Consider the following 16,490-nt stretch of genomic DNA (forward strand, 5'->3'; position numbering starts at 1 on the left):
CAAGCGAAAACTCGCAGATTGTCCGAAAAAATAGTGAATAAAGCCGGTCAATTTTGCACGGATGCAAAATTGAGTGAAGCCGAACATGGATGTGAGTCTGATACGACCGGCGAGAATGAGCTATTTTTGAGGATTAACAATCAAGGTTTGAGCAACTTTACTTTTTGGACATCGTATTTTTAATTTTATTAATTTTGTTATTATAATAAATTATACCATATTTTGATGTATATGGTTCAAATTGCAAAAAACAACTCCTCTGCAATGTGCAGAGGAGTCTAATATTAATCTCCCAGCATTTCTTTCAATTTTTTAGCGATGAATGTTGCAACGTGTGCTCCTTTTGTTCCCCTTCCAAATCCAGCATCCATTCCATTTTCTTTTGCTAAATCATCATTTAATTGAGTACCACCAACAATTAATAGTATTTTATCTCTTACACCTTTTTCTATTGCAAGTTGATGTAATTTTTTCATATTCTCAACATGGACATCATTATGTGTAACAATCATTGAAGCAAGAATCGCTTGAGCACCAAATTCAATTGCAGCATCTATAAGCTTTTCTGGTGGAACACTTGTGCCAAGATATTCATATTTTATACCGTATTTTTCAATTCCGCCATGTTTTATATCAAGTATTTCCCTTATACCAACATTGTGTTCATCATTTCCAACTGTTCCCGCAACAACTTTAACCTTATTTTTAGCAAAGAATTCGAATAATTCATCGTCTGACATTATTTCTGCTTTTTTAGGTAATGTTAATTCATCTTTCTTTATAGCAAATGGCACTTTAGCTTTTAACTCAACATATGTTGCCTCTGTTGGATGAAGTATTGTTTTTGAAATTACCTGAGCATCTTCTAAACCCATTCTTTTACATATTTCAAGAGCTGCTGCTTCTGCATATTCTGGTGATTCAGGAATTGTCATATCAAGTTGTATATATCCATCATAACTCCATTCAACTTCTGGTTTTATTAAATTATTTTCTCTATATTCTTTTATTTTGTTTAATCTCTTATATACATTATCTTCTTCGTCAAGTTCATCGATATATTGTATTTTGTCTGGATTACATAATGTACATCCATTTATTAAATCACATGGTTTTTCTAAATTTTCTGGAAGATTATTATACCCAAAATGATGACATACTGGAGCCATATAGTCTTTATCTCTTGGGACAACTGAACCTGCTCCTATACCACCATCTTTCTTTCTAACAATACCATCACCCATTCTTTCTGGATATTCACCATTATCAACAAACATTCCATTTTCAACTGCTTCGAAATATCCACCCATTTCTACTATTTCTTCTAACATTAATATTGCTCTCATTTTTAATTCTCTAACTTTTTCCCTTACATTATCCCAATTTATCTGAACCATTTCTTTAATTCCATCTAAAGCAATTAATGTATGTTTTGCAGTTTCTACACCACGTATTGAATTAATATGCCATGGCACATTTCTTCCTTCGTCTGGTGTAATTGTTGATTGTATATCTGCTTTTGTTAATCTAGAAATTAATGTGTCAAGCACATGTATTCTTGTTGCGTCAAAGAGATCAGATTCTATATATCTTGTATTCATTTGAGCTCTAAATTTATAATCTTTAAACAATTCTCTTATTGTTATTGCATATACAAAGTTTAATCTAAATTCTGGTGTTGGTGAAACAATTGGGGGAACAGTAGATAGTGCAATATTTTCTTTTTTCATTCCTGCTTTAACAGAATATAATGAGTTTATAGCATGTTGCACCAATAATTCTGGCATAACTTTCCATGCGAATTTTGCTGATGCATTTGCATTATGAGCACCATCAATTTGAAGCATATCTACTGATGCCATTATTTTTTTAGCGACTGCAGCATCGACAAATGATCTAATCATATTTATTCCTCTATATAATACATTATATTGAGGATCCTGATGCGCTCCATTTACCCCTTCTTCAGCAAATAATACTGCAACTTCTGGACCTGCAACACCAGAAACATAACTATGAAAATTAATAGGTCTTCCTACTTCTTCTTCTATTAAATCAAGGGCTTTTCTTGAAGCTCTTAATTGCTTTCTAGTAATTGGAATTCCACCTATTCCTTCTGGTGTTCCCTCTATTAACCCATCCATATGGCTTTGGCCTAATGTTCTGATAACCATTATATGATCTGCACCATGCCATGCAGCCATTCTCATTCTTCTAATGTCTTCTTCAAATCTACCAGATGCAATTTCTGATGTTATAACTTCTTGAGGTTGAGGATCTATATTGTTAAAGTAATGAGCAGCTGGTAATGCAACAAAATTTTTTAAAGGTTCGCTTATCTCATAATATTCAAAGTTACCAATTTTTGTTCTTGGAGGTAATTTTTTTCTCCATGTCCACCCTTTTCTTTTTGGTCTATATTTATCTAAATCTTTTAATATTTCTTCTACATTTAATTTTTTGTTAGGCTCTAATTTCATTATTTATCGCCTCCATGAACAAAAATTCTTTCAACATCTTCCCAATATTTTCCAGCAATTAATTCTCTTCCAGCCTGTATATAATCGATATTGTGCTCTTTAGCAATTGTATACACAATATTTCCTGCACCTTTACCAAGAATATGCTTTTCGAAGAATTTATCAACTAAAGCTTTCGCTTCCATGCTATTAAAACCCATTCTGAGTAATACAGATCTTTCAACAGAAGGTGATGTATGTGTAGAAGCTAAATCAATTAAAGGATCTACAACTTTTTCTACTAATTCCCAGAAATATTTATCTAATTCTTCATCTGTCATGTTTTTAAGACGTTTTGCTCTTTCTTCAAAATCAGATTTTCTTGGCTCCATTATGAGATAACCTCCTTAATGAGATTTTTAACTTCTTCAATTGATATAGAAAGGTCCTCTGCTATAAACTTCAATTCATTGTTTGTGAAGTCTTTTTTTCCATAACGTTTTTTTAATTCTTTTATATATGACTTTCTTAATTTTTCTAATGGGTATTTTATTACCTTTATTTTTGATGGATGATCAGGCAATACTATATTTTTACCAGGAATATCTTCATTTATTGGATCGCCGAACTTTATTTCAATTCCATTTTCCTTTGCAAAAGTTAATTGTGCTGAAGGCAATTTCCCAGCACCTGTATATTCGGTTTCGTTAACTACTATTATTTGATCTTCATCCATTTCCATCGCCAATGCGAATGCAGCAGCTAATGAAGTGTTTCCAGCTGGCCCTCTTTGCATACCTTCAATATTTGCAAGCATTTCTGTTATATAAAATACTTCTCCCTGGGTTACTAAAACGTATTCATCCATATATCTTAAGGGTCTAGCTGCATTTCTTGGTACATCTGACCTATCCGGAAACGTTGCAAATGGAATTCCAAATCCTGTATGGCCTGTTGTAAATGATTTTTTATTAAAGTCTTTATCCGATGCCATATGCAATCCATGTAAATCAACACTCGCGCCTATCACTTTTGTGTTTTCAGCACCGGCCTTTTTTAACCCTCTTGCAGTTCCTGTTAAGTTTCCACCACCAGCATGTGTGATAACTACAGCATCAGGATATTTTCCGAATTGTTTTATTGATTGCTCAGCTATTTCATATCCAAGCGTTTCAACACCTGCAATTCCAAAAGGTGTATACAATGATGCATTAAAATACCCTGTTTCTTCCAGTAATACTAAAAAATAATAAAATAGCTCAGGACCCACACTTAATTGAACAACTTCAGCTCCATACGCTTCACAGGCTCTTGCTTTTTCTAATATTTCTGGTTGTCCAATCCCTTTACTGTCATAACATTCCTGAACAATTATCGATTTTAAACCTCTTTTTGAGGCTTGAGAAGCAACAGCAGCACCATAATTACCACTTGTTGCTGCCATAATTCCTTTATATCCCATTATTTTTGCTCTATATGCACTTACCGAGGCTCTTCTATCTTTAAAAGATCCGGAAGGATTTGTCGCTTCATCCTTTACAAATATCCTTGCTCCTTTACCCTTTGGCGCTAATTTTCTTATCAATTTATTTATATTCTTTAGTTCTACCAATGGTGTATTTCCTACACCTGTTTCCAGCTGTATTTTTTTTATTTCATCAATTGTATATCCAGCATCTTTCATCATTGTTTCATAATCAAAGGCAATTCCTTCTATTTCATATTTTGTATAATCAACACCTACAGATTTTTTCATTATTTCATTTTTTCTCAACATTACTGCATCATAACTCATATCATTCATTCCTGATCACCTTCGATCATTTCTCTTAATTGTTTTCCAATTTGTAGTAATTCAATTACCGGTTTTCCAAAATTATGTTTGTATTTTGGATAAATCTCTTCAAGTTTTCCTTTTACAATTCTTCCAACAGGAGTTTCTATTTCAACTTCGTCTCCTATTTCTGCTTTATCTGCCAATAAAAAACCTTTTATACGTATTTCCAGAGGAACACGTTTGGTATCCTCTGGAAGATTATTAGCTCGCTCTTCTGGAGATAACCCAATAAAATATATTTGAACCCAATCATTTTTTTTAGCAATCATCTCATCACTCCTATAATGTTAAATCACCTATTAATGCTCTTGGTACAGGCAAATCTGCCATTGATAATAATCCAGATTCTGCTTCTATTACAGATGGAATCATATTTGTTGCAACAGCAATTGTTCCTTTTCCTCCAGGAATTTCAGGTTTTATTGATAGATTCAAATTTGGATCTCCTATGATTTCTATATAATCTCCAGTATCAACATTTTCCAATTCTGGTCTTACCTGTTGAGGATGTTTTAATTCTATAACTAATTTTCCGTTCATATATGCTCTGGCTATATGATTACATCCTGCAACCATTCCTGGTTCCACTTTGACATATTTAGTTTCTCTTAATACATTCGATACTATTGGTTCTCTTGTTTGTTCAATTTTATCGATATTCCATCCTAAAGCATCTGCTATCATATATATTGATTGTTCAAAACCAATATGTCCCACGATTTTCCCTGTTTTAATTCCTTCTTCAAATTCTTCAACAGTTGTTCCGACTCCTTGTGTTTCCATAACAGTTGGACCAAATGGAGATAAATCATTAATTCTTGCTGCCTTTATTTGTTCTACATTGAGTGCAGCACCAGATAAAGCCAAAATTAATGTATCCAATACAAATCCTGGATTAATACCTGTTCCTAAAATTGAAACACCATATCTCCTGGCTAAACTATCCATTTCTTCTGCTTCGTCTGGATGAGTATAAAACGGATATGCCATTTCTTCAGCAATTGTAATTACATTAATATGTTTTTTTACAGCCAAGATAATTTGTTCTTTTACAACTTCAACAAAAGAATTTGTTGCAATAATAACCAAATCAGGATTTGTTTCATCAAGCATTTTTTCTGGAGAGTCATAAACTTTCAAACCTATTTCCCCAATTTCTAATAATTCACCAACATCTTTACCAACATATCTTGTATCATGAACTCCAACCAGTTCTAATTCATATTTTGACATTATATTTCTTGCTATCCCACTTCCCATTGCTCCAAATCCCCATAATGCTACTCTATACATAGTAACGCCTCCTTTAAAAAATATTAAATTTGTTGTGATTTTCATAACAAAAAAGATTCCTTTTTTTCATGTTCTTTTTTTAAAGTTGTAATTTTATACATAGTAATTTTATGAAATTTTTTTCATATAGTCAAATACGCATACTCAAACATACTTATATATAAATGAGCATACTCAAAACAATTAAGTATAAATAGTTATAATCAATTAATTTTATGTTTTTTAAGTAGTTTTAAAAAAATGAGACGCTATGCGTCTCATTTTTATATATAATTTTCTTCTTTTACTCTTATTAAAATCAGTGCACCAATTATAAATAATATGGAAATACTCAATACGCCAAATCTTGAACTCTTTGTAATTTGAGAAAAAAACCCAACCAAAAATGGACCTATTATTGCCGCAAATTTTCCAAATATATTATAAAAACCGAAAAATTCTGCCGATTTTTCTTTAGGTATTAATTTACCATACATGGATCTGCTCAATGCTTGAAGCCCTCCTTGTGAAGTAGCCACCAACATTGCAAGCACCCAAAAGTCAAATGCTGAATCTAAAAAATAGCCATATATTGTAATTATAAAATAGACAATTATTCCTACAAATAGCATAATCTTTACATTGAATTTTTGAGCCAGTTTACCGTAAATTAATGCAAAAGGAAAAGCGACAACCTGAGTTGCGAATAGTGCAAGTAATAGCTGAGTACTACTTATTCCAACATCTTTCCCATATACCGTTGCCATTTTTATAATAGTTCCTACACCATCAATATAAAAGAAATAAGCTATTAAAAATAAAAATATGTTTTTATAATTTTTTATTTCTTTAAATGTTTTCCAGATTCTATTAAAACTATCTTTTATTGGTGTTTTAGACGGTTCAATATAGTGAATTTGTTTCACATTTTTTAGTAAAGGTAATGTAAATACTCCCCACCATAATCCTGTAATTAAAAATGCGAGTTTCGTTGCTGTTAATGTGTTTGATATTCCTATAATATCAGGTTTCATTATAATAGCCATACTTATAATAAATGGAATTGTGCTACCAATATATCCCCATGCAAATCCACTTGAAGAAATCCAATCCATTCTTTCGTTTGTAGTTACATCAACCAGAAAAGAATCATAAAATATGTTGGCACCAGCAAACCCAATAGCCGAAAAAACATATATAATTATACATTTCAGCCAGTCACCTTCATTGACGGTCATCAAGGAAATTGTTGATATTATTCCAATTAACCAGAAAAACGTAAGAAATCTTTTTTTGAAATTTTTGTAATCGGCAATTGTTCCAAGAATAGGTGCCAATAATGCTACAATTATTGTAGCAAAAGTATTTCCATATCCCCAATAAGCAGTTGACAAATAATTTTCAACCCCTTTTGCAGCTACTTCTTTAAAGAAAATAGGTAAGATAGCAGTAGTAATAACAAGAGAATAGGCAGAATTCGCCCAATCATACATAACCCAGCTTTTTTCTGTTTTTGTCATTATTCCCCTCCTGAAATTATAATTTTAATTCTAGGCTGTCTGAGTGAATTTGACTTTTTAGACAGTCTTATTTTAATTTTATTATTACTTTATCATTATCGAATACAAATGTATCTATATAAGTGTTTTGGGTAAAAAAGTTTCCTTTAATATAAAATATATATTTTATTTTTGTCTATTAATATATTTTGAGGTAATTTATTTTTATTTATCAAATATATGGGTAAATTATGCTCGAATTCATAAACGCCTGAAAGGGTAAAAGGTATTTTATGAATTTTTATATAATATTTAAGAAGAAATACTTTAATTTCTATAGAATTCTCTTTAAAACTTATTTTTGTGGACGCATTAAAAATTTTTCTTATAAAATCTGATGAAGTATATTTTATAAATTTATTTAATAAATCCATTATCATTTTTTTATCTATTTTTATTTCCAGCATTTTTGCACCTTCATACTTATATTTTCAGATTTTATCTATTCTATATATTTTAATTTTAATAAAAGTTCGCTATTTTTGATTTCAAAACTATCTAACTTAAGTGATTCTAATAACAATTTTAATTTTTCGTTGTATTCCATTTTTGATAAATCTATACTTATTTCGTTATTAGTAATGGCTATTCCATTTATAAATCTTGAAAAAACATATATAATTCCTTCAATTATACGTTTAATTCCATCGTCTCCAGAAATTGAAAATTTTAAATTTCCTTTGGTTAAAGTGTAGGGAATTTCTTTTATCTCTATTAAAAATTCAAATAATCCATCTTTGTTAAAAAGGTTAGCTATAAACTGAAAATGAATTTTTGTATCTATCATTTTTATATTTAACTTCTTTATTCTATGTACGTTATCTCCAATTAATTTATTAATTATTCCATTTATAAACATTTCATTAATTCTAATAGTTAGTCCAGACAACGTAATCACTCCGTAAATACCCATTGATATTTTTGTTTAATCTCTGGAATGTATGATGACAATTTCTCTATAGTCTTTTTCAAGTTTTTCATATATTTTATAGAGTTATCTTCATATAATTTTTCATATAATTTTAAAGCATCTTCAAAATATTTTCTAGCTTTTTCAGCTTCTACTTTTTCCTGATATAATATTCCTAAATTAAATAAAAGCATAGCTTTATCTTCTGAAGGTATTTTATCATTTAACAGTGAAAAAGCTTCATTCAAATGAATTTCAGCGCTTTCTAAATTTCCTAAGCGCATTTCTAAACTTCCAAGGTTATTTAAAGAATAAAATAGATGTATATCATATTTCCCATTAACCTTTTCTTTTAAATTACGTCTTATATTTAAAGATAATTCAAGGTATTTTTTTGCTAAATCATTTTTCTTCAATTCCGCATACATAGTACCCAGATTATTTTGAATAACAGATGTATTAAATTGCATGTCAATAGATTTATTATTTTCGCAAAAATCCAGCGCTCTGAGATATGCTTTTTCAGCTTCACTATAGTTTTCAACTTCTGTATACAAATTTCCCAGAATATGATATATCACATAATGGTTTTGTTCAGGAATTTTCTTCTTTAAGCTTTCAGTTAATGTAATTAAAAACGTAATATTTTTTCTGGATAAATTCAATTGATTTTTTATTTCTATTAAAGCCTTTAACAATTCTGAGGTATCTCCAAAAGCGATAGATACCATATTTTTTAATAAAGAAATAAAAGCTCTTTCCATTGCTTCGAATTTTGAATTATATAATTTTAATTTATTTTTTAATTCGTTATTTTCTTCTTTTAAATTTTCTATGACTTTTCCATATTCACTTAGTTTGTTATTTAATCTTGATTCGAACATTTTTAATTTTTCATCTAAAGCTAAATCTTTGGTTTTAATATCAGGCATAATTAATTCATCTTCTGTTTTTTGTGTGGCTTCATTTTCATTGATTGGTTGTGTTGATTCAGGTATAACTTGAGATGTATTTCCCTCCTCGATATTTTGAGGTGTGATTTCAGAATTTTCATCAATTTCTAATTCAGGGATATTTTCTTCTTCTGCTGAAGTCGTTATTTCAGGGTTTTCCGTTATAGTAGGTTCAGAAACTTTCTCTTGCTTAGGTGTTTCTGCAATATGTGCTACTTCCTCAAGTGGTGTTTCGGAAACATTTTCGACACTTTCATCTAATTCCAACTCAGGGATGTTTTCTTCTTCTGCCGAAGGTGTTATTTTAGGGTTTTCTATTACAGTGGATTCGGAAACTCCCTCTTGTTTAGGTGTTTCTGCAATATGCGCTACTTCCTCAAGTGGTGTTTCAGAAATATTTTCAACATTTCCTTCTAATTCCAACTCAGGGATGTTTCCTTCTTCTGCCGAAGGTGTTATTTCAGGGTTTTCTATTACAGTGGATTCGGAAACTTCCTCTTGTTTAGGTGTTTCTGCAATATGCGCTACTTCCTCAAGTGGTGTTTCGGAAGCTTTTTCACTATTTCCTTCTAATTCCAATTCAGGAATGTCCTCTTCTTCTGCCATAGGTGGTATTTCTGCGCTTTCTGTTATAGTAGGTTCAGAAATATCTTTCTCCTGATGTAATTCATCAGGAATTACTTCTTCTTTAGTTATATCTTCCAGGCTTTTATCCAGGTTTTCACCCATTTTTTCAACTGTCGAAACATCAATATTATCTAATAATTTCAGATCTTCCAAATTTTCAACATCTTCTTCAATTTTTTTATTTTCCAGATTTGATGATTCCGTATTACTTTCTAAATTTTCTAAATCCATTAAATCATTGATTTCATCAACATCATTTAATAAATCATTTAAATCCAAATTTTCTTCTTTTTTTTCTTTTTCTTCAGACATAAAATCCCCCCTTAATTTTTCATTTTCTTTAATTTAGAAAATAATGTCATTTTTGATATCCCAAGGATATTAGCAGCCTGTGTTTTATTATTATTTGTAAATTCCAGAGTTTTTTGTATATACCTTTTCTCTACTTCTTCAAGTCTTAGTCCAATAGGAATTTTCACATATTCAATATCTTCACTGTTTTTTATATTTTCTGGAATAAATGATTTATCCAATATATCTTTTGTTGCCACTGCAACCATTGAATAAATAACATTTTTAAGTTCGCGAACATTTCCTACCCATATATGTTTTTTTAAAATTTCCAATGCATCTGGATTTATACCCTTTATTTTAGTTCCAAATTCTTCATTGGCTTTATGTATAAAATAATTTACCAAAAGAGGTATATCCTCTTTATGATTTCTAAGAGGTTCTACTTCAATTTGAAAAACTGACAATCTAAAGTATAAATCTTCTCTGAATTCACCATTCTCAACCATCTTTTTAAGATTACTATTAGTAGCGGCTATGATTCTAACATTAATCTTTTTAGATTTTGTAGCTCCAATTCTTTCTACTTCTTTATTTTCAAGAACTCTTAACAATTTTACTTGCATGTTTTTAGGTAATTCGCCAATTTCATCAAGAAATAATGTTCCATTATGTGCCAGCTCGAATTTTCCAGGTTTTTCCTGTTCAGCCCCTGTAAAAGCACCTTTTTCATATCCAAACAATTCGCTTTCAAATAATTCAGGTGGAATTGCACCACAATTTACCGCAACAAATTTTTTTCTGTTACTGGTTTTGTGTATTATTTGGGCTATAATATCTTTACCAGTACCACTTTCACCTGTTATTAACACAGGAATATTTTTTTCCGCAATTAAATTTATTTTATTTTTTATTTGCTCGATAAATCTTGATTTTCCTATTAATTCAGGATATTCATTTAATCTATCTTTTAACTCCTTAATTTCTTTTTTTAATTTAATAGTCTCTAATGCTCTATTAACTTCATTAATTAAAACTTTTAAATCTACCGGTTTTTCAAGAAAATTATATACTCCTAATTTCATGGCTTTTACAGCATCTCCAATATCGCCATGAGCAGTAATTACTATTATTTCTTCGGTATATTTTTTCAGTCTATCAATCAAATCCATTCCATTTATATCTGGTAAAAATAGATCTAAAATAATTAAATCAGGGATTTCCGATTTAGCCATATCAAGGCCTTCCAATCCCCTCATTGCGCATATTGTTTTATAATCGAATTTACTTAAAAAATCACACATTGTCTTATTTAAAATTTTATCATCTTCAATTATCAAAATTTTAAACATTTTCAGCTTCCTTTGGTTTTTTTAAATTTGCAAAAATACCCAAAATTAATCCAAGAACAAAACTCCAAACGGCAGCTAATGTAATTTGCCATTCTACAGGCAAAGAAAAAGTTACTGTATGAGCAGGCACCCAGAACCATAATAATGTAAATAAAGCACCTTTTAATCCATCTTTTGGGATTTTGAATTTTGGAAGATTATCCAGAAATCTATGAATTATTATTAACCACGGTCCAAAAAAAGCATTTGTAAATAATGATTTAAAAAAAGCCTGATATATTTTTTCTGACGGCAAATAATTGTGTTCAACCAATTCCTTGACAAATCCGTTAAATCCTGTGAATGCAAATTTTATAATTACTCCCAAAATCGCCCAAACTATAGCTGAATAAATGACTTTAAAAACTGAAATTTTGTTTTTTGTTAGCAACTTTGCAACTATCTCACCAGCTGTACCTAAAATAGCGAATTGAATCATTGCTGCGATTAAAGGGTTTTCCATTTTATAACCTCCTTAAAAATATAACTTTTTTATATCTTTACTACTATAAATATTATAGCACTTTTTTATAATATTTTTAATATGGTATAATATATAATAGATTGTTTAATATTTATATTGTCTAAAAAGTCAAATTCACTCAGACAGCTCAATTGCTAATCCTTAAAATTATTCATTCTCAGCCGTCGCTCAAACAATACATCGTGTATTGTTTCGCTCAAAATTACGTCCATGTAATTTTGACGGCTTTCATTCATAATTTTAAGGGCAATCTTCGAGTCTTCATTTCATTTGAGACTTTTTAGACAGCCTATAATATTGTTATTATCAAAAATGGATATTTTTGAAGAGGTGATAAATATGGAAGAAACTTTAGCGTCAACTCTATCAACCATTGTCCAACAAAGTACAGAATCTTTACAGATTTTATATTCATATTCAAATTCCTGGTATATAATTCTTCCAGTATCTTTAATTTCTGTGCTTTTTGCGAAAAAAGTTTCAAAAGTCATTTTTTTTATTCTTGGTTTTTTAAGCAGTTATGTGTTTATAATTCCATACTTACAACAATTCGATTTTGTTAATAAATTGTTGAATCAGATAAAAGTAAAACAGGAAATTTCTTTTTTGATTTTCTCTGTTATAATTGGTATTTTAACTTATACTTTCTTTAAATCTTCTGCACAAATTGCAGGTTTTATATTAGGCGGTATTGTTGGAATAGAAATCTATGGCGTTATTTCAAATTTTTATCCTGGATTTTTTGAAAATTTAAACATTTTAAAAAACATAGATAAAGTATATATACCCTGGATTTTTGTTGTAATATTTGGAATAATAGTATCAATACTAATTACTAAAAGTTTCGATAACGTTGTATCTATTTTGACAATACTTATTTCTTCAGCTATTGCCGGATTTTTTACTTTATACGCTTTAGAATATTCGCTTTCACTAAAAATTGGAGAAAACACTTTATTAAAACATAATACAAATATTAGTGATATTGAATTAATAACAATAATTGTTTTTTCAATTATATATATAATTTTAGGATTTAAATTTAATTTCAAAAAATCTAAATAAGTAGGGAGTGTTATTTATGTATGTTATTGGCATTGCTGGCGGCACAGGATCGGGAAAAACAACTGTTGCATATAAAATAAGAGAAACTCTGGGAACACAAAATTGTGAAATATTGCCAATGGATAATTATTATAGAGATTTAAGCCATGAAACTCTTGAACAAAGAAAATTACATAATTATGATCATCCAAATATGATTGAAAATGAATTGATGTTTAAGCATATTAATGATTTAAAAAATGGTAAAATTATTGATTTACCAGAGTATGATTTTTCACAATTTACCAGGGTTGGTACAATGAGCTTTGAACCAAAACCGATAATAATCGTTGAGGGTATTTTTGCTTTATATTACGAAGAATTGAGAAATCTTTATGATCTTGCTATATATGTTGATACAGAAAATGATATAAGATTTATAAGGCGACTTGAGAGAGATATAAAAGAAAGAGGAAGAAATCTAGATTCTATAATAAATCAATATACAAATACTGTAAAACCCATGCATGACGCATACGTTGAACCAACAAAAAAGTATGCGGATATTATTATTCCAGAAGGAGGATTCAATGAAAAAGCTATTCAGGTTGTAGTTAATTATATTTTCAGAAAGATGTTAAAATAGAACTACTATTTTAACATCTTGGTTTTTATTTCTTCTTTTTTGATAAAGCTATACTCAAAGCAGTTGTTAATTTTAATATATTTTCATTTAAATTTTCTATTCTATAGCTTAGTGTAGATGCTATTTTTTTCATTATTTTATATCCAATATCTGGTCTTTTTTCCGCCAGATTTTCAAAATCCTTTTTTGATATTTCATATAATTCACATTCACTAATAGCCTTGATTGTAGCAGAACGAAGAGAACCAGTTACAAGCGACATTTCTCCAAAAAAACTGATTTTTTCATCATCTAAAATAGCCATAGATTTTTCACTCTCTTCCCAATGGTGAGAACCAATTTTTAGGGTTAATTGATGAGTGATTTGAACCTTACCTTTTTTGAAAATATACATGGTATCTCCTTTTTCACCCTCGGAAATTATAACTTCCCCTGCTTTAAAATTAATAGGTTTTAAAATTTTAGAAATTTCATTTAATTGTTCATCGGTTAATTCCTTAAATAAAGATATATTTTTCAAAAATTCTTCCATTTTTTCACCTACTTTATTATAAATGCATAAGTATCATTTTCAGAAATTATATATGAATCATCAGGGTTTAACTTTAAATCATAATCATTTTTCTTTTCTTCATCAAAAAAATCTTCTTCGGCTTCTTCAAATTTCTGCCTTATAAAATTGTCTATAGAACTATCTGAAGATAAAAAATCATTTATAGTAAATTCTTTTTTCATACTCACCAATCCTATAGTTATAGCATGTTCTTCTTTTTTTATATAATCAAAAAATTCTTTAAAATTTTTGCCTATAAATATTTTTGGAATAGAAATTAATTTTACTCTCATATTTTCTAATGATGCTATTTCCCTTAATAACATATGATAAGCAGGAGATAATAATGCTGAAGACAATAATACAGAATTAAATTCACTTCCTAAAATTATATCATCAGCTCCTGCTCTTAAAACATACTTGGCTTTCTCTTCCTTTACAACTTCTGCATATATTTTTGCAGTATCATTAAGTGTTCTTATTAATAAGATACTTATTAATGTTCTTTCATCACATTCTTCTAGACTTTTTCCACCATAAGTATCTGATAATATAATAATATGTTTTGCCTGTGAAATATTTGCCCTTTTTAAAACATTTTCTTTAGTAAAATCACCATGTATAAATTTTATATTTAAGTCAGCAAATCTGGATCTAAAATTTTCGTAATCTTCTTCATCAGCTTGATTTACCAGAACTATATGATAATCTTCCAAATTTATGAATTTATTCATAGCCTCAAGTGTTTTTTCAAGATGATTATTCCATCCCAGTATAACAATATGATTTTTAAATTTCACTTTTCCCAACCCCTTCCTTTCTTTTATTCGCCATTCAACCAACAATGATGCTATACTACCGGAAATAAGCGAGAATAGTGTAACTCCAAGCATTATAATTATTATTCCTATAATTTTTCCTATAATTGTTCTTGGGACTATATCTCCATATCCAACTGTTGCTATAGTTACAATTAACCACCAGAATGCATCAAATAAGGAATTAATATCAGGATTTTTCCCAAATTCTGATATATATAATAGCAATCCTATAATGAGCAAGAAAATAAAAATTAATAAAAGTAGTTTATTTATCGGATCCTTAAAAATATGTTTTATTTTCATAATTCCACCTGATTTTCATATACTTATACTTATATATATTATATCATATAGGCTGTATTCTCTAAAAATACTTTAATATAGCAAAAATCCTCTTTTAAATTATTAAAATCAATATAATCATTTTTTTGAAAATTAATATATCATGTGATATAATAATTTGAAAAAAAATACTGGAGGTAAAAAAATGAAATTGAAAGGAAAGATTCTTCTTTTATTTGTAGTGACATTATTGATTGTATTAATGTCTTTTTTCACAATTAGCATATCAAATTCTCAGAATTCATTAAAAACAAGTTTTTTAGAAAAACTAATCGTAGCAAGAAATTTGAAGATGAATTTTATTTATAATTTATTAAAAGAAACTGAATCAGATCTAACTTATATCAAAAACTTTGAAAAAATAAAGGACGCTTTCTTTACCTCCTCCAATTTAATGGAAGATTTCCAATCTTCTATGAATATGAATACTATACTAACAACATTAAGAAAAATTTATATTGATAATAACCCTTATAAAGACAAATCACAATTATATGATTATTACTATGATGAAAATTTCAAAAAAGAAAATTTTGAAGATAATATAATGAGTATATTTTATGATTATAGTGTTTTGCATTCAGAGTTGCAAATGGATTTCAGAGAGTTTATACACATAAAAGATTATGCAGATATGTTACTCATATCTCCAAAAGGAATTGTTGTATATTCTGTTAGTAAGTATAATGATTTTGCTACAGATCTAAATAATGAAAACACTATATTATCCAGACTTTATAAATTATTAAAAGAAAAAAATGATAATAATGTACATTTTTCTGAAATAGGAAAATATTTAGGTGGAATTGGCCTTTTTGCCGGCGTAAAAGTAGAAGATAAAGATTTCGGATTATATGGATATCTCATATTCCGAATTCCTATAGATAAAATAAATAAGATTCTTCTTGACAAAAGTGGAATGGGAGAAACAGGAAAGACATATATAGTAAGTGAAGATAAAATAATGAAAAACAATCTACCAGGAGAAGAAACGATATTAAAACAAAAAGTAGAAACAGATTATGTAGAAAAGGCATTATCAGGGGAAACAGGATGGGAAATAGGGAAAAATTACAAAGGTGAAAAAGTAATAGTGGCATATGCGCCATTTAAATACAAAGAAATAAAATGGGCATTTATATCAGAAGTATCGACAAAAGAAGCATTTCTAGCATCAGAAAAGATAAAAATAGTGTTGATAATAACCTCGATAATAATATTAATAATATCGATAATAATATCAATAATATTCGCCAGAAAAATATCAAAACCATTAATGGAATTAAGCAAAAAAGTAGACA

Annotated in this window: 16 protein-coding genes; 3 read left to right on the forward strand and 13 right to left on the reverse strand. The window is 28.9% G+C overall.

Annotation, left to right across the window (positions count from 1 at the left end; genetic code table 11):
* Positions 1 to 284: 284 nt before the first annotated feature.
* The 11 genes from oraE to X275_RS05735 form a co-directional block, all read right to left on the reverse strand.
* Positions 285 to 2,480, reverse strand: coding sequence for a D-ornithine 4,5-aminomutase subunit OraE (gene oraE, locus X275_RS05685; RefSeq protein ID WP_047267937.1), 2,196 nt, complete (start codon positions 2,478 to 2,480; stop codon positions 285 to 287).
* Positions 2,480 to 2,851 (reverse strand): ornithine aminomutase subunit alpha, encoded by a 372-nt coding sequence (locus X275_RS05690; protein WP_047267938.1) that lies wholly within the window; start codon positions 2,849 to 2,851, stop codon positions 2,480 to 2,482. The genes oraE and X275_RS05690 overlap by 1 nt, the downstream gene beginning before the upstream one ends.
* Entirely contained in the window at positions 2,851 to 4,263 is a 1,413-nt protein-coding gene (ortB, locus tag X275_RS05695) for a 2-amino-4-oxopentanoate thiolase subunit OrtB (protein WP_047267939.1), read from the reverse strand. The genes X275_RS05690 and ortB overlap by 1 nt, the downstream gene beginning before the upstream one ends.
* Positions 4,260 to 4,565 carry a 2-amino-4-oxopentanoate thiolase subunit OrtA gene (ortA, locus tag X275_RS05700; protein WP_047267940.1) on the reverse strand — a complete coding sequence of 102 codons (306 nt, stop codon included), beginning with the start codon at positions 4,563 to 4,565 and terminating at the stop codon, positions 4,260 to 4,262. The genes ortB and ortA overlap by 4 nt, the downstream gene beginning before the upstream one ends.
* A 10-nt stretch (positions 4,566 to 4,575) precedes the next feature.
* On the reverse strand, positions 4,576 to 5,589 hold the full coding sequence (ord, locus tag X275_RS05705) for a 2,4-diaminopentanoate dehydrogenase (RefSeq protein ID WP_047267941.1): 1,014 nt from the start codon (positions 5,587 to 5,589) through the stop codon (positions 4,576 to 4,578).
* 263 nt (positions 5,590 to 5,852) lie between these two features.
* A complete protein-coding gene (locus tag X275_RS05710; RefSeq protein WP_047267942.1) occupies positions 5,853 to 7,088 on the reverse strand; it encodes an MFS transporter in 1,236 nt (411 codons plus the stop codon).
* Between the two features lie 146 nt (positions 7,089 to 7,234).
* Positions 7,235 to 7,534 (reverse strand): hypothetical protein, encoded by a 300-nt coding sequence (locus X275_RS05715; protein ID WP_047267943.1) that lies wholly within the window; start codon positions 7,532 to 7,534, stop codon positions 7,235 to 7,237.
* 35 nt (positions 7,535 to 7,569) lie between these two features.
* Positions 7,570 to 8,016 (reverse strand): hypothetical protein, encoded by a 447-nt coding sequence (locus X275_RS05720; protein WP_047267944.1) that lies wholly within the window; start codon positions 8,014 to 8,016, stop codon positions 7,570 to 7,572.
* Between the two features lie 5 nt (positions 8,017 to 8,021).
* Complete coding sequence (locus tag X275_RS05725; RefSeq protein ID WP_047267945.1) at positions 8,022 to 9,929, reverse strand: tetratricopeptide repeat protein; 1,908 nt, start codon at positions 9,927 to 9,929, stop codon at positions 8,022 to 8,024.
* A gap of 11 nt (positions 9,930 to 9,940) precedes the next feature.
* Positions 9,941 to 11,260, reverse strand: coding sequence for a sigma-54-dependent transcriptional regulator (locus tag X275_RS05730; RefSeq protein WP_047267946.1), 1,320 nt, complete (start codon positions 11,258 to 11,260; stop codon positions 9,941 to 9,943).
* Positions 11,253 to 11,762, reverse strand: coding sequence for a hypothetical protein (locus X275_RS05735; RefSeq protein WP_047266631.1), 510 nt, complete (start codon positions 11,760 to 11,762; stop codon positions 11,253 to 11,255). Before X275_RS05735 ends, X275_RS05730 begins: the two co-directional genes overlap by 8 nt.
* A 360-nt stretch (positions 11,763 to 12,122) precedes the next feature.
* Here X275_RS05735 and X275_RS05740 point away from each other — a divergent pair, with 360 nt between their 5' ends.
* Together X275_RS05740 and udk are read left to right on the forward strand one after the other, a co-directional pair.
* A complete protein-coding gene (locus X275_RS05740; RefSeq protein ID WP_047267947.1) occupies positions 12,123 to 12,848 on the forward strand; it encodes a hypothetical protein in 726 nt (241 codons plus the stop codon).
* A gap of 16 nt (positions 12,849 to 12,864) precedes the next feature.
* A complete protein-coding gene (udk, locus tag X275_RS05745) occupies positions 12,865 to 13,473 on the forward strand; it encodes a uridine kinase (RefSeq protein ID WP_047267948.1) in 609 nt (202 codons plus the stop codon).
* A 25-nt stretch (positions 13,474 to 13,498) separates the two neighbouring features.
* On the opposite strand, the gene X275_RS11075 is transcribed toward udk, so the two are convergent.
* Both X275_RS11075 and X275_RS05755 read right to left on the reverse strand, forming a co-directional pair.
* The gene (locus X275_RS11075) at positions 13,499 to 14,005 is read right to left on the reverse strand and encodes a cyclic nucleotide-binding domain-containing protein (protein WP_052913682.1); all 507 of its coding nucleotides are present in this window, start codon (positions 14,003 to 14,005) and stop codon (positions 13,499 to 13,501) included.
* Between the two features lie 8 nt (positions 14,006 to 14,013).
* Positions 14,014 to 15,150, reverse strand: coding sequence for a potassium channel family protein (locus X275_RS05755; protein ID WP_047267949.1), 1,137 nt, complete (start codon positions 15,148 to 15,150; stop codon positions 14,014 to 14,016).
* Between the two features lie 184 nt (positions 15,151 to 15,334).
* Between X275_RS05755 and X275_RS05760 the strand changes: the two genes are divergently transcribed.
* Positions 15,335 to 16,490 (forward strand): cache domain-containing protein (locus X275_RS05760; protein WP_047267950.1); only part of this gene is annotated, 1,156 nt, incomplete at its 3' end.

This window comes from Marinitoga sp. 1197 (assembly GCF_001021165.1).
Classification (GTDB): Bacteria; Thermotogota; Thermotogae; order Petrotogales; family Petrotogaceae; genus Marinitoga.

Coding starts and splice junctions, on each gene's coding strand:
- oraE (WP_047267937.1), bottom strand. CDS start 2,480: ATGAAATTAGAGCCTAACAAAAAATTAAATGTAGAAGAAATATTAAAA.
- X275_RS05690 (WP_047267938.1), bottom strand. CDS start 2,851: ATGGAGCCAAGAAAATCTGATTTTGAAGAAAGAGCAAAACGTCTTAAA.
- ortB (WP_047267939.1), bottom strand. CDS start 4,263: ATGAATGATATGAGTTATGATGCAGTAATGTTGAGAAAAAATGAAATA.
- ortA (WP_047267940.1), bottom strand. CDS start 4,565: ATGATTGCTAAAAAAAATGATTGGGTTCAAATATATTTTATTGGGTTA.
- ord (WP_047267941.1), bottom strand. CDS start 5,589: ATGTATAGAGTAGCATTATGGGGATTTGGAGCAATGGGAAGTGGGATA.
- X275_RS05710 (WP_047267942.1), bottom strand. CDS start 7,088: ATGACAAAAACAGAAAAAAGCTGGGTTATGTATGATTGGGCGAATTCT.
- X275_RS05715 (WP_047267943.1), bottom strand. CDS start 7,534: ATGCTGGAAATAAAAATAGATAAAAAAATGATAATGGATTTATTAAAT.
- X275_RS05725 (WP_047267945.1), bottom strand. CDS start 9,929: ATGTCTGAAGAAAAAGAAAAAAAAGAAGAAAATTTGGATTTAAATGAT.
- X275_RS05730 (WP_047267946.1), bottom strand. CDS start 11,260: ATGTTTAAAATTTTGATAATTGAAGATGATAAAATTTTAAATAAGACA.
- X275_RS05735 (WP_047266631.1), bottom strand. CDS start 11,762: ATGGAAAACCCTTTAATCGCAGCAATGATTCAATTCGCTATTTTAGGT.
- X275_RS05740 (WP_047267947.1), top strand. CDS start 12,123: ATGGAAGAAACTTTAGCGTCAACTCTATCAACCATTGTCCAACAAAGT.
- udk (WP_047267948.1), top strand. CDS start 12,865: ATGTATGTTATTGGCATTGCTGGCGGCACAGGATCGGGAAAAACAACT.
- X275_RS11075 (WP_052913682.1), bottom strand. CDS start 14,005: ATGGAAGAATTTTTGAAAAATATATCTTTATTTAAGGAATTAACCGAT.
- X275_RS05755 (WP_047267949.1), bottom strand. CDS start 15,150: ATGAAAATAAAACATATTTTTAAGGATCCGATAAATAAACTACTTTTA.